Source organism: Planctobacterium sp. AWH2_060 (assembly GCF_056158425.1).
Map to the genome: position 1 here is coordinate 2,041,789 of NZ_JBSWTG010000001.1, position 22,374 is coordinate 2,064,162.

Below are 22,374 nucleotides of genomic sequence, written 5' to 3' on the forward strand. Positions count from 1 at the left end.
AAAAGATACCTTAAAAAAATGAGCAGCATGAGTGCACCTATATCAAAGCAGCAAAAAGTACAGGCAATCATCAACATCCTGGATGAGCTGTATCCCGAAGTCCCCATTCCGTTAGATCACAAAGACCCCTACACCCTATTGGTGGCGGTTTTATTGTCTGCACAATGTACGGATGAACGTGTAAACCAAATTACCCCCCTGTTGTTTGCCAAAGCTGATAACCCATTTGATATGGTGAAAATGAGCATTGAAGAGATTCAGCAAATCATCAGGCCTTGTGGCCTGTCTCCCATGAAATCAAAGGGGATCTGGCACCTGTCTGATATGATCATCAAACTTCACGGTGGCGAAGTACCGCAGGATTTTAAGGCGCTGGAAGCTATGCCCGGCGTCGGCCATAAAACCGCATCGGTTGTCATGGCACAGGCCTTCAACGTCCCCGCCTTCCCTGTGGATACCCACATTCATCGACTCATGTACCGCTGGGGCTTATCCAACGGTAAAAGCGTGGAACAAACTGAGCGTGATGCAAAACGCCTGTTCCCCAAAGAAAAATGGAACGACCTGCATTTGCAGATTATTTACTATGGCCGTGAATATTGTCCGGCAAGAGGGTTTGATCTGGATAAGTGCATCATCACCCGTCAGTATGGACGCAAGAGTTTTATCAATGAGGTGCTGAAGGAAAAGGCTAAAAAGAAGAAGTAGTGTGGCGTAACAGGAGTGCTTTTACTTTTGGGGGTTAGCCAGGCTCAACAACCAGTTGACGAACATTTTTGTTTGTAAATTGTTCTCAAACCTCAGTCTTTGCCGGGTTTGCTGATCTGTGAATGCAACATTGCATTTATTTATTGAAATGGATGCAATGGGTGGACAAGCATTGAAATGCATGCCTTCATAAGAAAATGACATTAATTAATTCCTGATATAAAAATCGATAACATACCGAGCTGACATGGTGATATCGCTCTGTATCTAAGATGAATTGAATTTAAGAAGAGATAATAGGCCGAAAAGATTTCGGCCTAAAGAAGAGCTAACGAAACAGTTTAATCAACTACAACGTTGGTAGCTTGAGGACCTTTTTGTCCCTGCTCAACATTAAACTTAACACGCTGACCTTCAAGCAGAGTTTTAAACCCTTCAGAAGCAATTGAGCGGAAATGTACGAAAACGTCCTTACCACCGTCACTTGGTGTTAAAAAGCCAAAGCCTTTATCTTCGTTAAACCATTTAACTACGCCAGTTACTGAATTAGACATAATAATTACCTTTTTAAAATTTATTTATTTGGTGCAAAAACACCGATGAAGCGATAGAACGATCCGGCTAATAAAGCATGTATATCTATAAAAGCCTTCGGATTAAAAAGAAAATTAAAGAGGGTACAGCGCAGTAGTAGTGAAGATTTACAATCTAAAGCCCGGCCACAATACAGACTTTACTGACCCTTGTCTAGATAATTAGTTATAAATATTTTTTAACTATTCCTGTTCGTTATTAAAACACCATTTATGAAAGAATTGTTTCAGTGCCAATTAACTCTTGATTCTCAGCATTGCTTCATTATGCTTTCGGGGACCTATTCCGAGCCCATTAAACGTCTAGCATACAAAGGAATTTCTATGAGAATGTTACACACCATGTTGCGCGTGGCTAACCTTGAAAAGTCCATCCAGTTTTATACTCAAGTGATGGGCATGAAACTACTGCGCCAAAGCGATAACCAGGACTACCGTTACACACTGGCTTTTGTAGGCTATGCCGCTGAGTCTGAACAAGCCGTGTTGGAACTGACGTGGAACTGGGATACCGACAGCTATGACATGGGCAATGCCTATGGGCACGTCGCCTTTGGCGTGGAAGATATCTATGCCCTGTGTGATGACATTAAAGCCCGTGGCGGCGATGTGTATCGCGAACCAGGTCCGGTCAAAGGTGGCAGCACTGTAATAGCTTTTGTCAGGGATCCCGATGGTTATGCCATTGAGTTGATTCAGGAAAAAACCTGACTATTATCCACTAGCGCTTGCACAGCAACACCATCGGAGCGGAAAATGCGACACCTGTTCTTCATAGGTTTACTAAGCCTTCTGGCACAATTTTGCTTAGCTAAACCACTGGTGATTGCTCACCGTGGTGCGTCCGGCTATTTACCTGAGCACACTAATGAAGCGCTGGTTATGGCCTATATGCAAGGGGCTGATTTTATTGAGCAGGATCTGGTACTAAGCAAGGATGGACACCTGGTTGTGCTGCACGATATTCACATAGATAGCACCACAAATGTCGCTGAGCAATTCCCGGAGAGAATGCGAAAAGACGGACGATACTATGCCATCGACTTTACGCTCATGGAGTTGAAATCGTTGCTGGTGCATGAGCGCACGAATTCGCAGCAAAAACCTGTCTACCCGCAGCGTTTTAATGGAAGCACAGACTTCCGCATTGCCACTCTGGATGAACATATCAATCTGGTTCAACAACTAAACCGACAAACAGGAAAAAACATCGGCTGGTATATGGAAATAAAAGCGCCGCAGTGGCACTTTGAGCAAAGCAGAGATATCGCCCAAATACTAGTCGCTAAACTCAATTCGTTTAATCTGAACAAGCGCAACGCCAACGTTTTTATTCAGTGTTTTGATTTTCTACACAGCCAACGGTTGCGTCAGAAACTGGGACTTAAAACCAAGCTAATTCAGTTGATTGGCGAGAACGACTGGCAAGAATCTGATACCAATTACGATTACCTTAAAACAGAACAGGGATTAGCGGACATCGCCAGCTTTGCAGATGGAATTGGTCCCTGGATCCCGCAAGTGTTAACCCTAAAAAATAATACTTACCAAAGCACAGGTTATGCTGAAAGTGCACAAAAAGCCGGATTATCAGTGCATCCATACACTTTCCGAAAAGATGCATTGGCAGACAATGTTACTGCAGAAGCTCTGTTGAACGCCTTATTTAACCGGGCAAAGGTGGACGGTGTTTTTACAGACTTTCCAGATACCGTCATTAACTACTTAAACGACAGCACAGCTCAATAAACTTATGCTACTCACTATTTTCAAACAATTTTTAATGCTGGGATGTGTCAGTTTTGGCGGGCCGGCAGCCCACCTCGGCTATTTCAAAAAACGCTTTGTAGACGATTTGAGCTGGCTGACAGATGAAGAGTACGCCCAAATAGTCGCCCTGTCGCAATTCTTACCCGGTCCCGGCTCCAGTCAAACCGGTTTTGCCATTGGCTATCGCATGGCGGGTACATTGGGAGGGATTTGTGCTTTTGTGGCATTTACCAGCCCGTCAGTTATTCTGATGATATTGTTGGCCAGCTTTGGTACAGCACTAAGCTCAGAGCCGATATATCAGGGCATTATTCACGGATTAAAATTATTGGCTGTTGTGGTTGTAGCCGATGCCACTTTGGGTATGTTTCGCAGTTTTTGCCAAGGAAAAATCACACAGACTGTTTGTATCCTAACCGCCTGTGTGTGCATCCTGTTACCATCATTACTGATACAAATGTTAGTGCTTTTATGCTGCGCCTTGCTTGGATTGGCATTGTTAACAAACAAACCGCAACAAGCTGTGGTTACAACAACCTTGAACAAACCCAGAATAACACCACTGGTGGTGTTTTTTGCTTTACTAGTCTCGCTCCCCTTTTTAGCTAAATTGGCGCCAGAGTTGGCTCTGGCTAACTATTTTTATAGCGCAGGTAGTTTGGTATTTGGTGGGGGACACGTTGTACTGCCGATGTTGCAAAACATGTTGGCCGACAGCATCAGTAACGATGTGTTTTTATCCGGATATGCGGCGGCACAAGCGGTACCCGGCCCCATGTTTACCCTGGCAACCTGGCTGGGTTACCACTGGTTGCCAGCAGCGCCCATATTATCGGCACTAATTGCCACTTTAATGATTTTTCTACCGGGATTTCTTTTGGTAATTGCCCTGTTAGACAGCTGGCAATCCCTCGCAGCCAATTCTCGTTTGCAAAGTGCCGTTTCAGGCGTGAATGCCTGTGTTACCGGGCTGTTGCTCAGCGCTCTGTATCAGCCGGTGTTTATCAGTGCTGTTAGTGGCGCGGTAGATATGATTTTAGTGTTATTGGGTTTCTGGTTATTAAAGACCATGCGCGTACCCATTTTGCTTTTAGTCAGTTTTTATATCCTGACTGGCGCATTGTTTATCTGATTTATTGTTAAATAGTAGTCAGGGCTCAAGCCCTGGCCTTCAAATAGTAGCGCCGGTTTGCATGGTCAAAAATGCCAAGAAGATAAGATAGGCAGCCGCGCCAAAGCCAATAGAATTGCAACCTACAAAGATAAACTTACGAAAAACGTCTAATGGACCTTGCGCACTTTTCTTACTGATATTCATTGTTGCCTCTCAACCGATTTGAATTGTTCTTGCTTTGATTTAACTATCGGCAGAAACACAAAATTACTTGAGCAAAATTTCGGTTGTTAAGCCGTTCAATGCTCGTCTACACTCATGACTGGTATCCATGTTGAAAGGTCAATATCATGAAGTTTTCCACCAAGTTGTCGACACTACTGGTTTTATTGCTGCTCAATGTTACTGTCTTAGCCACCCCTGAAACGTCACTGGCAGAGATAAAAAATCTGAAAACGCTGCCCGATAATGTACTTACCGGAGGGCAACCTGATAAGACAAACCTGAATAATCTCAGCCTACAAGGCATTACCACTGTTATTAATTTTCGCGGTGACGGGGAATTTACAGATTTTGACGAGGCCGATTATGTAGAGCAGTTGGGCATGGATTATTTGCATATCCCAATTGATTCTAAAAGCGCCCTGACCAGAGAGAATGTAGAGCGCTTCAAAGCAGCCTTAACCGAACATCAGGGCAATGTGTTTTTACATTGCGGCAGCGGTAATCGCGTCGGTGCCCTGTTTGCTTTGGATGCTTACTGGAATGAAGGGAAGTCAGTAGAAGAAGCCATCAAAATAGGGGAAGACGCCGGGCTGACATCCTTAAAGAGTTATGTCGAAGAATTGATGACAGCTCAGTAAAACCACATAAAAATCGGGGAAGTCTGCATGCTGTAAACTTCCCCAGACTTTACTCTGTTAATTTATTGTAAAAATAATCCACCTCAGAGGCTGACAAGCCCCGCTGAATTTCGCACACTAAAAGAAAAACAATAGATATTCCCTATGCTGAGTTTTATTGGCCTGTTTGGTGGGCTTGCGCTGTTAATATTCCTGACCATCCGCGGTTTCAACTTATTTATTGCCGCACCTTTGTGTGCCTTATTAGTGGCCCTGTGTTCGGGCTTACCGGTGTTTCTGGGTGACAATAATTTTGTCAGCAGTTATATGAATGGCTTTTCTGGATTTGTTGCCGCCTGGTTTTTCATGTTTTTATTAGGTGCTTTGTTTGGCAAATTTATGGAAGATACCGGAGCCGCGGATGCCATCGCCCATACCATCATTGGCAAATTGGGTAAGAAGCATGCCGTAGCCGCAGTGGTGCTGGCCTGCGCTGTGTTAACTTACGGCGGTGTCAGTGTTTTTGTCGTTGCCTTTTCTGTTTATCCTATGGCGCTTAGCTTGTTTAAAGATGCCAATTTGCCCAGACGTTTTATTCCCGCCGCACTGGCGTTTGGTTCGGTCACTTTTACCATGACCAGCGCCGGTTCTCCGGAAATTCAAAACTGGATCCCCATTAAATATCTGGGCACATCGCCCTTTGCCGCCTGGGAAGTGAGCCTGGTGGTGTCCTTGTTTATGGCGGTATGGGGCTTTTGGTGGATAAACCGCATGATTGCCAAAGCGGTGGCCAATGGTGAACATTTTGAGGCCCGTGATATCGACCCGGACTTGTCACAACAGCAAGACTTGCCCAACTTCTGGTTGAGCTTATTGCCGCTGTTTGTGGTACTGGGGTTATCTTTCACCTTTCATGAATCATTACAACAACTGGCCCTGATAGTCGCTTTAGGCGGCGGTGTGTTAACCATTTTGCTGTTGAACTTTAAACGCTTTAAGGATATCTCTTCGGCTGTGAACCAGGGCACCATAGGCGCATTACTGGCCATCGGTAATACCGCCGCGGTGGTGGGATTTGGCTCTGTCGCTAAAGTTACACCGGCATTTGAATCCGCCGTTGCGGTGATGACCAGTTTACCCGGCAACGAATTGTTAGGTGCGGCAGTTGCCGTCAGTGTAATTGCCGGTTTAACCGGTTCGGCCTCCGGCGGTCAGGCCATCGCCATGCCCCTTTTAGGGCCACATTATCTGGAGCAAGGCGTTAACCCGGAACAACTACATCGCATAGTATCCATCTCCTCAGGTGCCATCGATACCCTGCCCCATAACGGCTATATCGTAACCACTATTCGCGCCATCTGTCACGAAACTCACCAGCAAGCCTACTGGCCAGTGGCCGCCTTAACAGTGGTAATCCCCATGGTAGGTTTAATGCTGGCAGTACTGCTGTTTACCCTATTCTAATTCAAGGGGTCAGAGTTCTTGAAACCACTTTTATCAATATATTCAGATGCTTAGGATTCTGCATAGGAGTAAATTGGACTTTCAAGAACTCTGACCCCTTGAACTACCATGCTCTGGAAATGAAAAAGCCGCTATGTTCAGCGGCTTTCTCATACTTAAGATATGTTTACGCTTTTTGCATCCGTATCACGACTCGGCGGTTTTTAGCTCTGGCATTAGACGTGGTGTTTGGGGCTGCATGGCGTCGTTCACCATGACCGGTAACATCAATTCGTTCACCATCGACTCCCATACTAACAAAGTAGCTCTTAATGGCATTGGCCCGCATTTCAGACACTTCTTTGTTTTTGGATTTACCACCGTAACTATCGGTGTAACCATTCAACAACACCAATTCCAAATCGGGATCTTCCTGTAGATAGGCGCCAATCATGTCCAGTTTGCGTTTAGAGGCTTTGGTTAAATCCGAACCGCCAAACTTGTAGGTCAGTACCGTGTATTTAATATCATCAAAGCTATAGGGCAACAGATTGGAAACGCAATTGACGAATTGCTCATAGGGTTCGTGGAAGTTGCTGGCATTCAGCGCGACAGCGACTTTATCATATTGACTATACCAATCCTGATAGTACAAGGTTGGCCAAAAACCCTTTTCCAGTTCCGACAACATAGTCCAGGCAGCCTGCTCCGGTAAATCACCATCGAATTGCTTTCTGATGGTCATATCCGCAATATTTTTATGCATCAGTCCGGGCATCCACTTTGGCGGCACAGAATACACCGCTGCTACACCATAATTCTTAGGCAGTCGCAACATGTCCAGATTGAATTCCATATTCAGAATTTTGCTGGCTGAGCTGGTAAAGGACGCAGTACCGTAACCGGGGATTTGATGGTTGAGGGTACAATGCAGACGATTCGGTTCGCTATTGAACCAAACAGACTCTTCCACATCAGCCTTATATTGCCGTAAACTGGCCTGTGCCAGTAATGGCGTAATTAATAACAGTGCCAATAACTTTTTCATTATTGCCTCTACGCTTTCTTCGTCTTCTTTTTATTACAGTCATACACAGAAATCGTTAATTTCTGCCCTCTCCAATGCCTGTATCGACCATTATTAAAAAAGGTTGAACATTTATGCTGCTAACGCCAGCCATAATCCGAAATTCAACAGCAAGCCTTTTCAGTTTATCAGTGCATGGCATGGATTGCACAAAAAGTTAGCTAATAAAAGCCGCTCTTCGATTAATCATGGATAAGTCATGCCAAGCCTGCAATAATCTGCGTTTTTGAGCCTGAGGTTTCAGTTAGGATTTATATGCAGGATGATGGACACGCCATTAACGAGCGTTTTAGAGGTTATTTTCCAGTTGTTGTAGATATCGAAACGGCGGGTTTTAACGCACGAACCGATGCACTTTTAGAAATAGCTGCCGTCACGCTTAAAATGAATTATGAAGGGTTCTTATCGATTGATAAAACCATTCACTTTCACGTTGAGCCATTCGAAGGCGCCAATCTGGAAAAGTCTGCACTGGATTTTAACGGCATTGACCCCCACTGTGCGTTGCGCGGTGCGGTATCCGAAGAATTCGCGCTGAAAGAAATGTTTAAAGAGATCCGCAAACATCAAAAAGAGGCGGATTGTCAGCGCTGCGTGATGGTGGCACACAATGCCGCTTTTGATATGAGCTTTTTAAACGCCGCCACAGAACGACAAAATATCAAACGCAGTCCGTTCCACCCCTTTGTTTCTTTTGATACCACCAGCTTATCAGCACTCATTTACGGGCAAACCGTATTAGTGAAAGCGTGTGAACAAGCCGGGGTTGCCTTTGATCAAGACGAGGCTCACTCCGCTTTATACGATGCAGAGAAAACCGCACAATTGTTTTGCAAACTGGTAAACCGGGTTAAGCACCTGGGGGGCTGGCCCTTATAGTCTTTTAAACAATCATTAAAAAACCCGGCAGATGCCGGGTTTTCGCTATTCGGGAAAACGGAGCCTTATAGACCTTCAGCGTTCTCAGACAAGTAAGCAGCAACACCAGCTGGGCTTGCGTCCATACCTTTTTTACCTTCAGACCAACCAGCAGGGCAAACTTCGCCGTGCTCTTCGTGGAAGTTCAATGCATCAACCATGCGCAGCATTTCGTCGATGTTACGACCCAGAGGCAGATCGTTGACAACCTGGTGACGAACCACACCTTCTTTGTCAATCAGGAAAGAACCACGGAAAGCCACACCAGCTTCTGGGTGCTCAACGTCGTATGCCTGACAAATTTCGTGCTTAACGTCTGCTACCAGGGTGTATTTAACCGGACCGATACCGCCGTCTTTCTCGGCAGTGTTACGCCATGCGTTGTGAGTGAATTGTGAATCGATAGAAACACCGATCACTTCAACACCACGCTTTTGGAACTCTTCGTAACGGTGATCGAAAGCGATCAGCTCAGAAGGACATACAAAGGTAAAGTCTAATGGATAGAAGAAAACAACTGCTGCTTTGCCTTTGATAGCGTCAGCAAGATTGAATTCGTCAACAATTTCACCATTACCCAGTACTGCTGCAGCAGTGAAATCAGGAGCGGGACGACCTACTAGTACACTCATTATATTCTCCAATGATAGTTAACTTAATCTCCCTACCGACCAGAGTCAGTAGAGAATAAAATTCGAATACGGCAAGGATATAAGGACAGTTCAGTAAAAACCAATCTATAAATTCAATCGAATGATTCAAATATTCTAATCGCTCGCTGAAAAATTGCCCGGTTTACAGATATTTTTATCGTGGCGAACAGAAAAATAACGCAAACAAAAGCTTGCAATATTTTAAATAACAATTATTATCATTTGTAACGGTAAGTGAGAATGATTTTCAACTCCAAACTTACCTAAAGATTAAAATTAATTCACATTTAACCACAGGAAGCCATTGATGTACGTGTGTCTTTGTAACGCCATTACAGACAAAGATATAAAACAAGCTGTCACCGAGCAAGGTGTTGGCAACATCCGTGATCTTCGCGCCCACATGGCCATCGCCAACCAATGCGGTAAATGTACGCAATTAACGCAGCAAATCATCGACAGCACCATCATCGACGAATCACTTTTCAAAGAAGTTTGCTAAGCAAAAAAAATTCAAGGGGTCAGAGTTCTTGAAGTTCGATTAACGTTTCAAGAACTCTGACCCCTTGAAATTTTAGGTATAAAAAAAAGCTGCCAGAAATCAGCAGCTTTTCCATTTTACAGTTGCCGTATTAAGCCTTGTCGCCGTCAGCATTAGCGCGCTCAGCAGCAGCTTTAATCATAGGCTGCAACTCACCCTGCTGATACATTTCCAGCAAAATATCGCTTCCGCCAATTAACTCACCTTCAATCCACAGTTGCGGAAACGTTGGCCATTCAGCGTATTTGGGTAGTTCTGCGCGAATGTCAGGGTTCTGCAAAATATCCACATAAGCGAACTGCTCACCGCAGCTCATCATAATTTGTGCTGCCTGCGAGGAAAAACCACAGCTAGGTAACTTTGGCGAACCTTTCATGTACAAAAGGATTGGGTTTTCAGCGATTTGCTGTTTGATTTTATCTAGGGTTTCCATCTTCAGGTCCTGTAAATTGCGTTTCTGATGCAATCATAATTGCGATTATTTGTATTTTTTCAAGTTCTGATCCGCGAAGCAAGCGGCTTTTAATAACGAATTTTGTGCTGATCGGTTTAAATAATTTAATGCGTACCTATATAGCGGTACAGAAATAGATAAAATTATTCTTTTTAAGAAAACAGGCACAGTGTCTTTTCATCCTGCGATTTAAGGACTAGGATTGTGCTTCACAAACTCATCAGCCGATTACTTGGAGATCATTATGGCGTTTGAATTACCCGCATTACCTTATGAGAAAAATGCTCTTGAACCACACATCTCTGCAGAAACCCTGGACTTTCACTACGGTAAGCACCATGCCACTTACGTCACTAAGCTGAACGGTTTAGTTGAAGGCACAGATATGGCAGGCAAATCTTTAGAAGAGATCGTTAAAACCTCTTCTGGCGGTGTGTTCAACAATGCTGCTCAGATCTGGAACCACACTTTCTACTGGAACAGCTTAAGCCCGAATGGCGGTGGCGAACCTACAGGCGCTCTGGCAGATGCCATCAATGCTAAGTGGGGCTCTTTCGACGAGTTCAAAGCGGCATTTAACGACAAAGCGGTAAACAACTTCGGCTCCAGCTGGACCTGGTTAGTTAAAACTGCAGACGGTGGTCTAGACATCGTAAACACCAGCAACGCGGCAACCCCGCTAACTGAAGAAGGCGTAACTCCGCTGATGACAGTTGATTTGTGGGAACACGCTTATTACATCGACTACCGCAACCTGCGTCCTAAGTACATGGAAGCATTCTGGGCTTTGGTTAACTGGGAATTCGCAGCAAACAACTTTGCATAATTGCTAAGTAAAAGACCCGAATATAAAGCCCGCTGATTTAGCGGGCTTTTTATTATCCGTTTAGCGTAAATGCGCTTCTAAAAATCCCAAAACCCGGCGCTGCACGTCGTCCTGATGTTTTGAAAGGCTGTGCTCCCCTCCCGGATAAACCACTAATTCATGAGGATGCTGCAACTCTTCTAAACGCTGCGCAGCCATTTGCGACTGCGTCACATCCACGCGCCAGTCTTTATCACCATGCAATAATAACACTGGTACCTCGGCATTCAGTCCCTGCATCCAGTTTATCGCAGAACGCTGTTGCAACAGGCTCTCACGATTTTCTTTAAAGTCAGGTACCATATGGGTTAACAGTTTTTCCATTTCTGGTCTGCGCTGCAACTCCGGAGCCATGTCTACAACCCCAGCTCCCACAATGGCGGCGCTGATATCCTGGGTATTTTGACGCAGTGCTTGCCAGGTCATCATGGCCCCGCGACTCCAACCAAATAAAGCGATTTTACTGGCATCTGCATTGGGAATAGTTTTAGCGATTTCAATCAGGCGCAATACATCATTAACGTCTTCCCCACCGAACTCATCCCTAATACCAATCAGTAATAATATGTGATCTACTCAGTGGGAATTGAAACGCATTTAGGCAAGGCAGATGTTTGCGGGTCTAGTGGGTCTAAATCAAAAACATCTAACACAGCATAAATGCGTTTCAAACCCATCTTCGACGTTGCTCATAGCCATGATCTCTTTGTTGCCAACAAGGATGTTGGTAAGGGGCGAGAGCAGGATGCGTTGAGCTTTGCGCGAGACTCGAAAGACCACCAGTATTCCTTCACTCGCGCGTCGCGACCTCATGGCTATGAGACTAACGCTGAGCGATCACATATTATTACTGATTGGTATATCCTCACTGTATCGGGAGCCCCGATAATTACTGGCCAACACCAGGTAACCCTGCTCTGCTATGGGTAACAACCTCTTCACCAATAAAATACGGCTTACGTTGTGCTTGAAATTACCGCCGCGATTAAAAATAACTACCGGTAACTTCCCGCCCTGCCAGTTTTTGGGATATGCCATAACTCCGGAGATTTTCAGGCCATCTGACTGATAAGCAATCCAGTGACTCTCGGTATTAGCAAGCAGCCTGTCGGTGTCACTGTTGCCCATGTTTCTCTGAAAACCACTGACCATTTTCTCGTTTCGAGCATTCTTTTTTACATCTGCCAGCCACTCTTCAAAATTGGCAAAAGGCACAGCCCTATCTACCAGAGTAATCGCATCAGTACGATATCCCTCTGGCTCCAACGTCACTTGCAAAGGCAAAATACTGGCAGACTCTGTGGTGATTGAATTTTCGGGTATGGCTGATTGCGCAGTGTTACTGGCGCTAAGAAGCGCGAGCAACAATCCGGAAATAAGATAGTTTTTCACTTAAATTCCCTTTAATAATAATGCATTACGGTGGGCTCAAAAGATAACAGCACCCGCTCTTCCAGCCAAGCAGGTGCGTCCATATTGTTACTGTTCAAATTGTAAAATTTTTTAACCTCCCTCCATTTCAGCCCGATTACCAGGGGAATAAATCCTTGCTGAAAACATGGCAATCTCAGTAATTGATACTATGCTGAAAGTGTCCCGATTATTTTTTTTAAATTGAACTGGAACGCCACAACATATTGATATCCTAAAACAATTTGTTACGGCTTTTCTTAGCTAAATTTAATCTAAAGGTGCAACACATTAACGATTTTTAGGGTCTAAGATTAGAGAGCGTGTTGACCTTTGGGGAACGAAATTTGTACCACAAAGATCACCGCACTCTACAAAGCGCTGTCTAAATTTAGCCTTTCCAGGCTTGCCATGTTGGGGGTTTTTTCATGGGAATTTTCGAACATTATCAACAAAGATACGAAGCTCACAAAGAAGAAGAATTCAGCATTCAAGAATACCTTGAGCTTTGTAAAACCGATAAAACGGCCTATGCCAATGCCGCAGAGCGTCTTTTGCAAGCAATTGGTGAAGCCGAATTAGTTGACACATCGCAAAACCCGGCCTTAAGTCGGATATTTTCCAACCGGGTTATTTCCCGTTACCCGGCGTTTGCCGATTTCTATGGTATGGAAGAAGCGATCGAGCAGATAGTCTCCTATCTACGCCACGCCGCACAAGGCCTGGAAGAGAAAAAACAAATTCTGTATTTGTTAGGTCCGGTAGGCGGCGGTAAATCCTCATTGGCAGAAAAACTCAAAGAATTAATGCAAAGAGTCCCTATTTACGCCATTAAAGGCAGCCCGGTTAACGACAGTCCCTTGTGTTTGTTCGACTCCAATGAAGACGGCGAGTTATTACAGCGCGAATACGGCATTCCGCAACGTTATTTAAAACCCATTATGTCACCCTGGGCGCGTAAACGTCTGCATGAGTTCAATGGCGATATCAGCAAGTTTAAAGTGGTTAAAGTTTTTCCATCCATCCTGGATCAGATGGGCATAGCCAAAACAGAACCGGGTGATGAAAACAACCAGGATATCTCATCATTGGTGGGCAAGGTAGACATCCGCCGCCTGGAAGAATTTGCGCAAAATGACCCGGATGCCTACAGCTACTCAGGGTCGTTGTGTAAAGCTAATCAGGGATTGATGGAATTCGTGGAGATGTTTAAGGCTCCAATTAAGGTGCTGCACCCGTTACTGACCGCCACTCAGGAAGGCAACTACAACCCCACTGAAGGTTTCTCTGCCCTACCCTTTGACGGTCTGATTCTGGCTCACTCCAATGAGTCGGAATGGCAGAGTTTTCGCAATAACAAAAACAACGAAGCCTTTCTGGACAGGGTGTATATCGTCAAAGTGCCCTATTGCCTGAGGGTTTCTGAAGAGATAAAAATTTACGAGAAGTTGCTGCAAAGCAGCGAACTGACCAAAGCACCTTGTGCCCCGGGTACTTTGCAGACATTGGCTCAGTTTAGTGTGCTATCGCGATTGAAAGAACCAGAAAATTCCAACATTTACTCCAAAATGCGGGTTTACGATGGTGAAAGCCTGAAAGACACCGACCCAAAAGCCAAATCCTACCAGGAATATCGGGATTATGCCGGTGTCGATGAAGGTATGCAGGGCCTGTCTACACGCTTTGCCTTTAAAATTTTATCCCGGGTGTTTAACTTTGATCATCAGGAAGTGGCCGCTAACCCGGTACACTTATTCTATGTGCTGGAGCGTCAGATAGAGCGAGAACAGTTTCCCTCCGACCAGGAAGAGCGCTACAAAGAGTTCTTAAAAGGATATCTGATTCCCAAATACGTTGAGTTTATCGGCAAAGAAATTCAGACCGCTTATCTGGAATCCTATTCCGAATATGGTCAAAACCTGTTTGACCGCTATGTGATCTACGCTGACTTCTGGATTCAGGACCAGGAATACCGGGATCCAGAAACCGGCCAGCTGTTTGATCGCGAAGCACTCAATGCCGAGCTGGAAAAAATAGAAAAACCAGCGGGCATCAGTAATCCAAAAGATTTCCGCAACGAGATCGTTAACTTTGTGCTGCGGGCCAAGGCCAGTAAAAATGGTAAAAATCCGTCCTGGACCAGCTACGAAAAACTGCGCACTGTAATTGAGAAAAAGATGTTCTCTAACACAGAAGATCTGTTGCCGGTGATTTCTTTTAACACCAAAAGCTCAGCGGAAGATCAGAAAAAACACGACGATTTTGTCAAGCGAATGCAAGAGAAAGGTTATACGCAAAAACAAGTGCGTCTACTGTGCGAGTGGTATTTGAGAGTCAGAAAATCCTCTTAACGCCCCTTCCAGCATTACAGGAGCGGTTATGGCGCATTTTATAGATCGACGTCTGAACAGCAAAGGTAAAAGCACTGTCAATCGACAGCGCTTTATCCGGCGCTATAAACAACAAATTAAAGAGGCGGTGTCTGACGCAATCAGCAAACGCAGCGTCACCGATATCGATTCAGGCGAAGAAGTCAGTATCCCTACTCGTGATATCACCGAGCCGGTATTCCACACTGGCAAAGGCGGCCGAAGAGAACAGGTGCATCCCGGCAACGACCAGTTTACTACCGGCGATCGCATTAAACGTCCTCCCGGAGGCGGCGGTAAAGGCGGAGCGGGTGAAGGAGATGCCAGTAACGAAGGCGAAGGTCAGGACGAGTTTGTTTTTGAGATTTCCAAAGACGAATATCTGGACTTATTATTCGAAGAGCTGGAACTGCCCAATCTGCAAAAAAACCAGCTAGACAAACTGGTGCAATATGAAACCTATCGCGCCGGATATCAAACCGACGGCGTTCCCGCCAACCTGGATATTGTGCGCAGTTTGAAAGGCTCTGTAGCCAGACGTATTGCGCTGACCTCCGGCAAGAAAAAACGCTTGAAAGCCCTGGAAGAAGAGCTGGCGGAACTAAAAGCCGATAAGCACGATCATCAGTTGCGCATTATCGAACTGGAAAATGAAATTGCCGAACTGAAAAAAGCAATTGCGCGGGTGCCCTTTATCGACACCTTTGATTTGCGTTTTCGCAATTACGAAAAACGTCCTAAGCCCACCAGTAAAGCGGTCATGTTTTGCTTAATGGATGTCTCTGGCTCTATGGATCAGGCCACCAAAGATATCGCCAAACGCTTTTATATTTTGTTGTACCTGTTTTTGACCCGCACTTATAAAAACGTCGAAGTAGTTTATATTCGCCATCACACCCAAGCCAAAGAAGTGGACGAACAGGAGTTTTTCTACTCACAAGAAACCGGCGGCACCATAGTTTCCAGTGCCCTTAAATTAATGGACGAAATTGTCCGCGACCGCTACGACTCTAGTGAGTGGAACATATACGCCGCGCAAGCTTCCGACGGCGACAACTGGGCCGATGACTCGCCCCTGTGCTCCGAGATTTTATTACAACGATTATTACCCGCGGTGCGCTATTACGCCTATATCGAAATTACCGAACGTCAGCACCAAAGTCTGTGGCGGGAATACCAAAAAATTGCCGAATTGCAAGATCACTTCGCCATCAAACACATTCAAACAGTCGAAGATATTTATCCGGTATTCCGAGAGTTATTCCGTAAAAATGTGGCCAAACCACAAGGAGTTGCTTAGTGGCAGTATCTCCACCCAAACGCAAAAGAGGGGTAAAAGCGATTAGCGATGGCCCCGACTGGAACTTTGAGTTACTTGAACAATACGAAGACGAAATCGATCGCGTCGCTAAACACTATGGCCTGGACATTTACCCCAATCAGATAGAAATTATCACCGCCGAGCAAATGATGGATGCTTATGCCAGTGTCGGTATGCCCATCAATTACAGCCACTGGTCCTACGGCAAAAAGTTTATTTCCACTGAACAACATTATCGTCGCGGTCAGATGGGACTGGCCTATGAGATTGTTATCAATTCCGATCCCTGCATCTCTTATTTAATGGAAGAAAACACTATCACTATGCAGGCACTGGTAATGGCTCACGCCTGCTATGGACACAATTCCTTTTTTAAGGGCAACTACCTGTTTCAGACCTGGACAGACGCCAGCTCCATCATTGATTACCTGGTGTTTGCCAAAAACTATGTGGCCAAATGCGAGCAGCGCTACGGCATCACTGAAGTGGAAAACATTTTGGATTCCTGCCACGCGCTGATGAACTTTGGTGTCGATCGCTACAAACGCCCGCAAAAGATTTCCATCCAGGAAGAAAAAGAACGACAAAAAGAGCGCGCTGACTATCTGCAATCGCAGGTTAACGAGCTTTGGCGTACTGTGCCCAAGGGGGAACAGGACAAGCTGCCTCAGGAAAGACGCTTCCCGCAGGAGCCGCAGGAAAACATCCTGTATTTTATTGAAAAAAGCGCCCCACTGCTGGAGCCATGGCAACGAGAACTGGTGCGCATTGTGCGCAAAGTTTCTCAGTATTTTTATCCACAAAAACAAACCCAGGTGATGAATGAAGGCTGGGCCTGCTTTTGGCATTACCACATTCTTAACCACCTGTACGACGAAGGCAAAGTCACCGACCGTTTTATAATGGAATTTCTCACCAGTCATACCAGCGTTGTAATGCAGCCCGACTATAACAGCCCTTATTACAACGGCATCAACCCCTATGCCCTGGGTTTTAACATGTTCATGGATATCAAGCGGATTTGCACCGACCCGACGGATGAGGACAGAGAATGGTTTCCCGAATTCGCCGGCAGCGACTGGCTGGAAACGGTGCATTTCGCCATGAAGAACTTCAAAGACGAAAGCTTTATCAGCCAGTTTTTATCGCCACGCATGATGCGGGAATTTAAGTTTTTTGCCATTGAAGACGACGAACGAGAGAACTTCCTGACTGTTTCGGCTATTCACAATGAATCTGGTTACCGGGACATCCGGGAGAAGCTTTCAGCTCAATACAACCTGAGCAACTTAGAACCCAATATTCAGGTGTACAACGCGGATATTCGCGGTGACCGTTCGCTGACATTGCGCTACATACCGCAAAACAATATTCCGCTGGCAAAATCCAGTAAAGAGGTACTCAAACATCTGCATCGTTTATGGGGATTTCCGGTCATTCTGGAAGTAGACGAAGACGACAACGTGCCTTATGTACTGGAAAGGTGTCCAACGGAATAACACGACGAGCCTCGGGCATTAAATATCCAAATGGCTTAAAGGACTCACCACCCCATTTCCGCCCTGTTGAATAACATGGGTGTAGATTTGAGTGGTGCGAATATCACTGTGGCCTAATTGTGCCTGTACAGTGCGGATATCGGCCCCACTTTGTAACAAGTGAGTAGCAAACGAATGACGCAGAGTGTGGGGAGAAACCAGCTTGGATATGTTAGCTTCAAGTGCCGCTTTTTTAACGGCTCTTTGGACACCTCGCTCATCAATATGATGACGCCTGATGAGGCCAGATTGCGGATCAGTTGATAGATTCCCTGAAGGAAATAAATATTGCCAACTTAGCTCTTTTTGTGCTTTGGGATATTTCCTTGCTAACGAATCAGGCAGCCAAACCCCTGAATAATTTGGGTTAGCAAGATCGATAGCATGAATTTTTTCAACCTCTATGATTTGCCGTCTTAGTGCTACATTGAGTTTTTCAGCTAATGTAACAATACGGTTTTTACCTCCTTTGCCGTTCCATATACGAACACTTTTATAATCAAAATCAATATCCCCTACTCTTAGTCGCACACACTCCATTAATCTTAATCCACTTCCATACAACATAGAGACAGGCAGGTGCATTCTTGCTGATACTGCACTCAACAAGCGGGTCATTTCACTTTGCGTTAGTACTGTTGGCAACTTCCTTTGTTTACTACTTTGCTGAAAACGTAAATCCTGACTTAGTGGTTTTTCTATAATGTTCTTATATAAATAAGATAACGCATTTAATGCCAAAGCCTGAGTGGACGCTGACACTTTACGGTGACATACCAAATCGTTCAAAAACGTTTCGACTTGCTCATCGCCCATTTCAGATGGATGGGCATAGCGGTGAAATCGGATATATGCTGTTATCCAATACAGGTAAGCTTCAATTGTTCGTTTGGCATATCGCTTTTGCCACATTTGGCCAGCCACTTGCCTTAATAGCGATGACTTTTCCATGTCACACCTCCTTTTGGCTCATTTTAAGGCCTCCCAAAATTCAAATAAACCAATAAAAAGTACAGTTTTTGATAGGAAAAAATCAACGTTCTATAGTCGCAAAGTATATGTAGCTGTTACCCTGCTTGTTAGACGACAAAAGTTCGTAATTCACCATCACACGATGACCAAGTTCGTCATTCAACTGGCCTAGTAAAAGACTTTCAGAGAAGTGACGGAAATTGACTTTGCAGGTTAGACGAATTAAGTTCGTGTTTTAACACGAACTTTGTTCGTCTAATAATAGTTAAAAGCCTTGAGAAATTAGTAAAGAATGAAAAAGTTAATAAGTGTATTTTGTGCTTTAGTAATGCTAACTGGATGTAGTTCAGTGCCTCCATATCAAGAGTTTGGTTTTGGTGGTGGCTATAAAGAAAAGGAAATATCAGATGGGGAGTTCGAACTTTACTATGCTGGAAATGGCTTTGCCACGGTAGATGGTGTTCGAAAAGTTTGGCACCAAAGAGCAAGTGAATTATGTCAAGGCAAACCATATAAACATGATTTTTCCTTTGATGGTGAAAAGAGCTACAACATTTATTCTGGTGTTTCATATTTCCCTGTCAGTGTGGATTTTCCTGAAGTAATTGGTATCGTAAAATGCAACCTAAAAGGCGGCTCTTAACAAATCGGTTCAAAACGGACACAAAAACGTTGGCTGTGTTCGTACCTCACAAAGTTTAGCCAACGTTTTTATGCTCGTTTAACCGGGCCGTTAAACGTAAATGCAATGATTGAAGAGTATTTAAAACTATCAGCACGATACTTTGCATGGTTTGCGGGCTTTGTGGGTATTTTTTATATACTAAAGCTATTTGATTCTATTTTAGTGGCTCTCCCTCTTTTTTTAGCTCTATGTATTCCTACTGATAGAGTTCGCAGGTATATGATAAAGACTGGTAAAGACATTCCGAATTTAAAATTGGCATCGCTGTTAGTATTTACGTTTAGTATTATTCCGTTTTCATTCGGTGTTTATTCAATGGCTATATCGGAGCTAACGGAAAACCAAAATCGCGCTAACACTGTTGTTTTAGGTGTTTTCTTTTGGGGTGTATTTACATTTGGTTTAAACTCATTACTGTATTTCAATAAATCCATGTGGCAGCGTGCCAAAATACGTTTAACAAAAAGCTCAAGCAAGGACGCCGCAAGCGGCGCCGCTTAGCTTAAGCGTTATACGCACTAGCAATGATTACATTTGTAGTAGACAAAAAAGCCCAGAAACTTAACAACTACATCGGTATAGGGTTTGCGCTGGGTGTTTTATTTGCGCTCTATAAAGTAGTGAATGAAACAGATATAGCCAGCACCATTTTTTTGGGAGTTTGGACAATCGGAGGGAGCTTTGTAGTTTCCAAAATACTGAAGCAACCTAACATTATCGAATTTGATCAGTTAAAAGGCGAAATCCACTTTGCCAATCGTTTAAGATCAACTGTGCACAAGGTGGCTGAACTGAATAAAATTGAGTCTGAAAATACTGTACTAACTTTTTCATTTGGATCACTTGAAATAGAGATGCCAAATCAAATTACTGGCTTACACAAGCTGATTGAGGAATTAAAGAAAGTAAATTCTAATATCGAAGTTTTGGGGTGTTAGTGCGTATAACAAGGCAAATCAAACATGGACAAATACTCGCTGGCTACCCCTCATTCTTCGGGTATTATAGCCAGCAAGCATTTGCCAATTATTTACGAAGTTATACCGCCTTATGAATCTTAGTCGATATAAAGTTAAGCTCCCTGGTAACGATACTGGTGCCCGGCCACTTGAATTTGTAGGCAGCTGGATAATGTTTGGTGGAGGTGTTTTGTTTACTTTGTTTCTTGCCACAGGAGGATATAGAGGCAACGAAAATCTTCATTTTATTGTGTATGTGATTGGGGGATTGTATGCAATTTCATGGTTTAGTGCCCGCAACAAGTGGCTATTTCTGGCTTTTACTCTCCTGTCTTTTACCGCACCATTGGTGGTTATCCAGATAGCAATAACCTCTATCTCTAGCGGTAATGATAATCTAGCAGTTTTTATGTTGCCCTATTCAATTTACATATTTTCCGTTTTCCTAGCGTTATTTTTAAATTTAATCAAGCAATCGAGATCGGCGGTATAACTAAAATAAAAAGACATCCACTTTTAATTTCATTGAGTTATTTTTTCTCAAATCTAAGTGATCGCCATTGGATTTTATTTAAATCTTTAGGAAGAAAGCTTTAGAGAGCGAACTTAGCCGTTTTAATGGTGTTTTCCTGTTGGATAAATACTCTTTTAAAAGGATATGGGCGAGCGCCTGCCTTACCTTGCGGCAGTTATGCTTTTAGTTGGCGTTAAGATAGTGGTTGTCAGCCAAATAATCGAATCGCGGCGTTTTTATCTCTTAGTCGTTGTAACTTGTGCCGGTGTTTGTATGCTTCAAGATAAGATTCACTGCCAGCAGCGTGATGAAAACAGCTTTCAAATTGAGTGGTGAGTTCCTGCCATTGCTCGGGTTTGAGGTTGAGGCGTTCCAATATCGCAGGTGTTGATTCTTCAATGGAGCCACGTTTATTGGGTAAGATAGCTCTGCCCGTGATATCAACCAGCTCCAGGTAATCGGATAAGTGAAAGGGTAACCCATGAGGCATATCCTCTTTGATATTACCAGCAAAAGGTGTCAGGTATTTAGGTGTTTTTCCTGCTTTGGCAGCATTAATGCGGTACTGAATGCTGGTGTGGTTAGATTCTTCCGGTGTTTCAGCCATTTTGGCTCTGATGGGGTTTAAGTCCACATAGGCCATACAGGCTGTAAGCGCGGCTTCATCTAACAAAGCCTGCGATTTGAATCTGCCTTCCCAGAATCTGCCGGTACACTTATCTTCCCTGTTGGCCTCTCTGGCTATGTATTCATTTAAATAGCGCATAAACCAGCTGATATCCGTCAACCGCTGACGCCAGATATCGGCGGTTTCCTCAATGGTGAACAGCTGAGACTCATGCATCTGTTTTCGTTGCTCTGAATTCAAATACTGGTGAGAAAGCAAGGTGCCATTACTAAGCCTGTGCCAGCGGCGAATTACTTCTTCGGTATCCCAACCGTCAGATAAATCTTTATGAATATGCAATACAAGGTGAGTGTGGTTGCTCATTACCGCATAAGCACAGACATCAATAGCAAAAATTTGAGACAGAAAGTGAATACGGTCTTCAACCCATTGACGACGGTGTTCATAGCTAACCCCGGTTTGTTTGTCTTTCCCGCATAAATAGGCTCGGCGTACACAACGGGAAACACAGTGATAATAGGGTGTATCTTCAAGGCAGATTTGTGCCTTCCTGGCTTTTGGCATGTTAACTCCTCCTGAGTTTGCTCATTGGGTTTCTTATTTTGCACAATCTCGATGATTTGGAAACTGTACTGAAGTACAGTTATGATGGGTGTCATGTTTAGTTTTAGAGATAGAATCTACCCATTCGAACTTTAAAATTGAAATGAAGGTTCGACGAGTTTTTAGCATGTCATGTAAGGAATACCTATGAAATACGGGATTATTATTATCACGCTGTTGCTATCAGCCTGTTCTTCTAACAACCAAAGCTTGTCCAACTATATTGCTAAACAAACGTTGGAAAATTTAAGTGACAGCGAAATCAGTTATAACGCCGCCCACTGCGCACAAATAAAGAATCAATGCCCAGCAGATAAATATGAGCAATGGCAACAATCCAGTGGCGCAACTGCCTGCTCTTGCAAAGAGTAATTGTTCGGCTCATTA

General features: G+C 44.2%; 26 protein-coding genes. 17 read left to right on the plus strand and 9 right to left on the minus strand.

The window, feature by feature from the left end; genetic code table 11:
- The first annotated feature begins 27 nt into the window (after positions 1 to 27).
- On the plus strand, positions 28 to 708 hold the full coding sequence (nth, locus tag ACXAD8_RS08705; protein WP_475227339.1) for an endonuclease III: 681 nt from the start codon (positions 28 to 30) through the stop codon (positions 706 to 708).
- 341 nt (positions 709 to 1,049) lie between these two features.
- Here the strand turns inward: nth and cspE are convergent, their stop codons facing one another.
- Entirely contained in the window at positions 1,050 to 1,262 is a 213-nt protein-coding gene (gene cspE, locus ACXAD8_RS08710; RefSeq protein WP_475227341.1) for a transcription antiterminator/RNA stability regulator CspE, read from the minus strand.
- A gap of 363 nt (positions 1,263 to 1,625) precedes the next feature.
- Between cspE and gloA the strand changes: the two genes are divergently transcribed.
- The 3 genes from gloA to chrA are packed head-to-tail and all read left to right on the plus strand — an operon-like array spanning position 1,626 to position 4,203.
- Positions 1,626 to 2,012, plus strand: coding sequence for a lactoylglutathione lyase (gene gloA, locus ACXAD8_RS08715; RefSeq protein ID WP_475227343.1), 387 nt, complete (start codon positions 1,626 to 1,628; stop codon positions 2,010 to 2,012).
- A gap of 45 nt (positions 2,013 to 2,057) precedes the next feature.
- A complete protein-coding gene (gene glpQ, locus ACXAD8_RS08720; protein ID WP_475227345.1) occupies positions 2,058 to 3,050 on the plus strand; it encodes a glycerophosphodiester phosphodiesterase in 993 nt (330 codons plus the stop codon).
- A 4-nt stretch (positions 3,051 to 3,054) separates the two neighbouring features.
- The gene (gene chrA, locus ACXAD8_RS08725; protein ID WP_475227347.1) at positions 3,055 to 4,203 is read left to right on the plus strand and encodes a chromate efflux transporter; all 1,149 of its coding nucleotides are present in this window, start codon (positions 3,055 to 3,057) and stop codon (positions 4,201 to 4,203) included.
- A 39-nt stretch (positions 4,204 to 4,242) separates the two neighbouring features.
- Here the strand turns inward: chrA and ACXAD8_RS08730 are convergent, their stop codons facing one another.
- Positions 4,243 to 4,389 (minus strand): hypothetical protein, encoded by a 147-nt coding sequence (locus tag ACXAD8_RS08730; RefSeq protein WP_475227349.1) that lies wholly within the window; start codon positions 4,387 to 4,389, stop codon positions 4,243 to 4,245.
- Between the two features lie 146 nt (positions 4,390 to 4,535).
- On the opposite strand from ACXAD8_RS08730, the gene ACXAD8_RS08735 reads away from it, so the two are divergent.
- Together ACXAD8_RS08735 and ACXAD8_RS08740 are read left to right on the plus strand one after the other, a co-directional pair.
- A complete protein-coding gene (locus ACXAD8_RS08735; protein WP_475227352.1) occupies positions 4,536 to 5,048 on the plus strand; it encodes a protein tyrosine phosphatase family protein in 513 nt (170 codons plus the stop codon).
- A gap of 144 nt (positions 5,049 to 5,192) precedes the next feature.
- Positions 5,193 to 6,491 (plus strand): GntP family permease, encoded by a 1,299-nt coding sequence (locus ACXAD8_RS08740; protein WP_475227354.1) that lies wholly within the window; start codon positions 5,193 to 5,195, stop codon positions 6,489 to 6,491.
- A 166-nt stretch (positions 6,492 to 6,657) separates the two neighbouring features.
- On the opposite strand, the gene ACXAD8_RS08745 is transcribed toward ACXAD8_RS08740, so the two are convergent.
- On the minus strand, positions 6,658 to 7,518 hold the full coding sequence (locus ACXAD8_RS08745) for a flagellar protein MotY (RefSeq protein ID WP_475227356.1): 861 nt from the start codon (positions 7,516 to 7,518) through the stop codon (positions 6,658 to 6,660).
- Between the two features lie 294 nt (positions 7,519 to 7,812).
- On the opposite strand from ACXAD8_RS08745, the gene rnt reads away from it, so the two are divergent.
- Complete coding sequence (gene rnt, locus ACXAD8_RS08750) at positions 7,813 to 8,436, plus strand: ribonuclease T (RefSeq protein WP_475227359.1); 624 nt, start codon at positions 7,813 to 7,815, stop codon at positions 8,434 to 8,436.
- A 65-nt stretch (positions 8,437 to 8,501) separates the two neighbouring features.
- On the opposite strand, the gene ACXAD8_RS08755 is transcribed toward rnt, so the two are convergent.
- A complete protein-coding gene (locus ACXAD8_RS08755; RefSeq protein WP_475227361.1) occupies positions 8,502 to 9,107 on the minus strand; it encodes a peroxiredoxin in 606 nt (201 codons plus the stop codon).
- A gap of 328 nt (positions 9,108 to 9,435) precedes the next feature.
- On the opposite strand from ACXAD8_RS08755, the gene ACXAD8_RS08760 reads away from it, so the two are divergent.
- Positions 9,436 to 9,630, plus strand: coding sequence for a (2Fe-2S)-binding protein (locus ACXAD8_RS08760; protein WP_229529209.1), 195 nt, complete (start codon positions 9,436 to 9,438; stop codon positions 9,628 to 9,630).
- Positions 9,631 to 9,760: 130 nt separating this feature from the next.
- Here ACXAD8_RS08760 and grxD read toward each other — a convergent pair whose 3' ends face one another.
- Positions 9,761 to 10,102, minus strand: coding sequence for a Grx4 family monothiol glutaredoxin (grxD, locus tag ACXAD8_RS08765; RefSeq protein WP_475227364.1), 342 nt, complete (start codon positions 10,100 to 10,102; stop codon positions 9,761 to 9,763).
- Between the two features lie 265 nt (positions 10,103 to 10,367).
- Between grxD and ACXAD8_RS08770 the strand changes: the two genes are divergently transcribed.
- Entirely contained in the window at positions 10,368 to 10,949 is a 582-nt protein-coding gene (locus ACXAD8_RS08770) for a Fe-Mn family superoxide dismutase (RefSeq protein ID WP_475227367.1), read from the plus strand.
- A gap of 60 nt (positions 10,950 to 11,009) precedes the next feature.
- On the opposite strand, the gene ACXAD8_RS08775 is transcribed toward ACXAD8_RS08770, so the two are convergent.
- Both ACXAD8_RS08775 and ACXAD8_RS08780 read right to left on the minus strand, forming a co-directional pair.
- On the minus strand, positions 11,010 to 11,555 hold the full coding sequence (locus ACXAD8_RS08775; protein WP_475232922.1) for an alpha/beta hydrolase family protein: 546 nt from the start codon (positions 11,553 to 11,555) through the stop codon (positions 11,010 to 11,012).
- 270 nt (positions 11,556 to 11,825) lie between these two features.
- A complete protein-coding gene (locus tag ACXAD8_RS08780; RefSeq protein WP_475227370.1) occupies positions 11,826 to 12,380 on the minus strand; it encodes an alpha/beta hydrolase family protein in 555 nt (184 codons plus the stop codon).
- Between the two features lie 446 nt (positions 12,381 to 12,826).
- Between ACXAD8_RS08780 and ACXAD8_RS08785 the strand changes: the two genes are divergently transcribed.
- Genes ACXAD8_RS08785 through ACXAD8_RS08795 form a run of 3 tightly spaced genes read left to right on the plus strand, consistent with a single transcriptional unit; the run spans position 12,827 to position 17,587 of the window.
- Positions 12,827 to 14,749: a PrkA family serine protein kinase gene (locus ACXAD8_RS08785; RefSeq protein WP_475227373.1), complete on the plus strand. Its 1,923-nt coding sequence runs from the start codon at positions 12,827 to 12,829 to the stop codon at positions 14,747 to 14,749.
- A gap of 28 nt (positions 14,750 to 14,777) precedes the next feature.
- Positions 14,778 to 16,067: a YeaH/YhbH family protein gene (locus ACXAD8_RS08790; protein ID WP_475227376.1), complete on the plus strand. Its 1,290-nt coding sequence runs from the start codon at positions 14,778 to 14,780 to the stop codon at positions 16,065 to 16,067.
- Positions 16,067 to 17,587 carry a SpoVR family protein gene (locus tag ACXAD8_RS08795; RefSeq protein ID WP_475227378.1) on the plus strand — a complete coding sequence of 507 codons (1,521 nt, stop codon included), beginning with the start codon at positions 16,067 to 16,069 and terminating at the stop codon, positions 17,585 to 17,587. The genes ACXAD8_RS08790 and ACXAD8_RS08795 overlap by 1 nt, the downstream gene beginning before the upstream one ends.
- An 18-nt stretch (positions 17,588 to 17,605) precedes the next feature.
- On the opposite strand, the gene ACXAD8_RS08800 is transcribed toward ACXAD8_RS08795, so the two are convergent.
- Entirely contained in the window at positions 17,606 to 18,577 is a 972-nt protein-coding gene (locus ACXAD8_RS08800; RefSeq protein WP_475227381.1) for an integron integrase, read from the minus strand.
- Positions 18,578 to 18,890: 313 nt separating this feature from the next.
- Between ACXAD8_RS08800 and ACXAD8_RS08805 the strand changes: the two genes are divergently transcribed.
- The 4 genes from ACXAD8_RS08805 to ACXAD8_RS08820 all read left to right on the plus strand — a co-directional run bounded on the left by ACXAD8_RS08805 (position 18,891) and on the right by ACXAD8_RS08820 (position 20,735).
- Complete coding sequence (locus tag ACXAD8_RS08805; protein WP_475227383.1) at positions 18,891 to 19,241, plus strand: membrane lipoprotein lipid attachment site-containing protein; 351 nt, start codon at positions 18,891 to 18,893, stop codon at positions 19,239 to 19,241.
- Positions 19,242 to 19,346: 105 nt separating this feature from the next.
- Positions 19,347 to 19,784 (plus strand): hypothetical protein, encoded by a 438-nt coding sequence (locus ACXAD8_RS08810; protein ID WP_475227385.1) that lies wholly within the window; start codon positions 19,347 to 19,349, stop codon positions 19,782 to 19,784.
- 23 nt (positions 19,785 to 19,807) lie between these two features.
- Positions 19,808 to 20,221, plus strand: coding sequence for a hypothetical protein (locus tag ACXAD8_RS08815; protein ID WP_475227388.1), 414 nt, complete (start codon positions 19,808 to 19,810; stop codon positions 20,219 to 20,221).
- Between the two features lie 112 nt (positions 20,222 to 20,333).
- Positions 20,334 to 20,735: a hypothetical protein gene (locus ACXAD8_RS08820; RefSeq protein WP_475227390.1), complete on the plus strand. Its 402-nt coding sequence runs from the start codon at positions 20,334 to 20,336 to the stop codon at positions 20,733 to 20,735.
- Positions 20,736 to 20,964: 229 nt separating this feature from the next.
- On the opposite strand, the gene ACXAD8_RS08825 is transcribed toward ACXAD8_RS08820, so the two are convergent.
- Entirely contained in the window at positions 20,965 to 21,948 is a 984-nt protein-coding gene (locus ACXAD8_RS08825; protein ID WP_475227393.1) for a transposase, read from the minus strand.
- Between the two features lie 186 nt (positions 21,949 to 22,134).
- On the opposite strand from ACXAD8_RS08825, the gene ACXAD8_RS08830 reads away from it, so the two are divergent.
- On the plus strand, positions 22,135 to 22,359 hold the full coding sequence (locus ACXAD8_RS08830) for a hypothetical protein (protein WP_475227395.1): 225 nt from the start codon (positions 22,135 to 22,137) through the stop codon (positions 22,357 to 22,359).
- The last annotated feature ends 15 nt before the right edge of the window (positions 22,360 to 22,374 follow it).

Bases quoted from the DNA above. Each gene is read 5' to 3' on its own strand.
- ACXAD8_RS08785 (WP_475227373.1), top strand. From the start codon at position 12,827: ATGGGAATTTTCGAACATTATCAACAAAGATACGAAGCTCACAAAGAA.
- ACXAD8_RS08740 (WP_475227354.1), top strand. From the start codon at position 5,193: ATGCTGAGTTTTATTGGCCTGTTTGGTGGGCTTGCGCTGTTAATATTC.
- ACXAD8_RS08730 (WP_475227349.1), bottom strand. From the start codon at position 4,389: ATGAATATCAGTAAGAAAAGTGCGCAAGGTCCATTAGACGTTTTTCGT.
- ACXAD8_RS08745 (WP_475227356.1), bottom strand. From the start codon at position 7,518: ATGAAAAAGTTATTGGCACTGTTATTAATTACGCCATTACTGGCACAG.
- gloA (WP_475227343.1), top strand. From the start codon at position 1,626: ATGAGAATGTTACACACCATGTTGCGCGTGGCTAACCTTGAAAAGTCC.
- ACXAD8_RS08805 (WP_475227383.1), top strand. From the start codon at position 18,891: ATGAAAAAGTTAATAAGTGTATTTTGTGCTTTAGTAATGCTAACTGGA.
- cspE (WP_475227341.1), bottom strand. From the start codon at position 1,262: ATGTCTAATTCAGTAACTGGCGTAGTTAAATGGTTTAACGAAGATAAA.
- ACXAD8_RS08825 (WP_475227393.1), bottom strand. From the start codon at position 21,948: ATGCCAAAAGCCAGGAAGGCACAAATCTGCCTTGAAGATACACCCTAT.
- rnt (WP_475227359.1), top strand. From the start codon at position 7,813: ATGCAGGATGATGGACACGCCATTAACGAGCGTTTTAGAGGTTATTTT.
- ACXAD8_RS08830 (WP_475227395.1), top strand. From the start codon at position 22,135: ATGAAATACGGGATTATTATTATCACGCTGTTGCTATCAGCCTGTTCT.
- ACXAD8_RS08820 (WP_475227390.1), top strand. From the start codon at position 20,334: ATGAATCTTAGTCGATATAAAGTTAAGCTCCCTGGTAACGATACTGGT.
- nth (WP_475227339.1), top strand. From the start codon at position 28: ATGAGTGCACCTATATCAAAGCAGCAAAAAGTACAGGCAATCATCAAC.
- ACXAD8_RS08735 (WP_475227352.1), top strand. From the start codon at position 4,536: ATGAAGTTTTCCACCAAGTTGTCGACACTACTGGTTTTATTGCTGCTC.
- ACXAD8_RS08790 (WP_475227376.1), top strand. From the start codon at position 14,778: ATGGCGCATTTTATAGATCGACGTCTGAACAGCAAAGGTAAAAGCACT.
- grxD (WP_475227364.1), bottom strand. From the start codon at position 10,102: ATGGAAACCCTAGATAAAATCAAACAGCAAATCGCTGAAAACCCAATC.
- glpQ (WP_475227345.1), top strand. From the start codon at position 2,058: ATGCGACACCTGTTCTTCATAGGTTTACTAAGCCTTCTGGCACAATTT.
- ACXAD8_RS08810 (WP_475227385.1), top strand. From the start codon at position 19,347: ATGATTGAAGAGTATTTAAAACTATCAGCACGATACTTTGCATGGTTT.
- ACXAD8_RS08800 (WP_475227381.1), bottom strand. From the start codon at position 18,577: ATGGAAAAGTCATCGCTATTAAGGCAAGTGGCTGGCCAAATGTGGCAA.
- ACXAD8_RS08760 (WP_229529209.1), top strand. From the start codon at position 9,436: ATGTACGTGTGTCTTTGTAACGCCATTACAGACAAAGATATAAAACAA.
- ACXAD8_RS08815 (WP_475227388.1), top strand. From the start codon at position 19,808: ATGATTACATTTGTAGTAGACAAAAAAGCCCAGAAACTTAACAACTAC.
- chrA (WP_475227347.1), top strand. From the start codon at position 3,055: ATGCTACTCACTATTTTCAAACAATTTTTAATGCTGGGATGTGTCAGT.
- ACXAD8_RS08755 (WP_475227361.1), bottom strand. From the start codon at position 9,107: ATGAGTGTACTAGTAGGTCGTCCCGCTCCTGATTTCACTGCTGCAGCA.
- ACXAD8_RS08770 (WP_475227367.1), top strand. From the start codon at position 10,368: ATGGCGTTTGAATTACCCGCATTACCTTATGAGAAAAATGCTCTTGAA.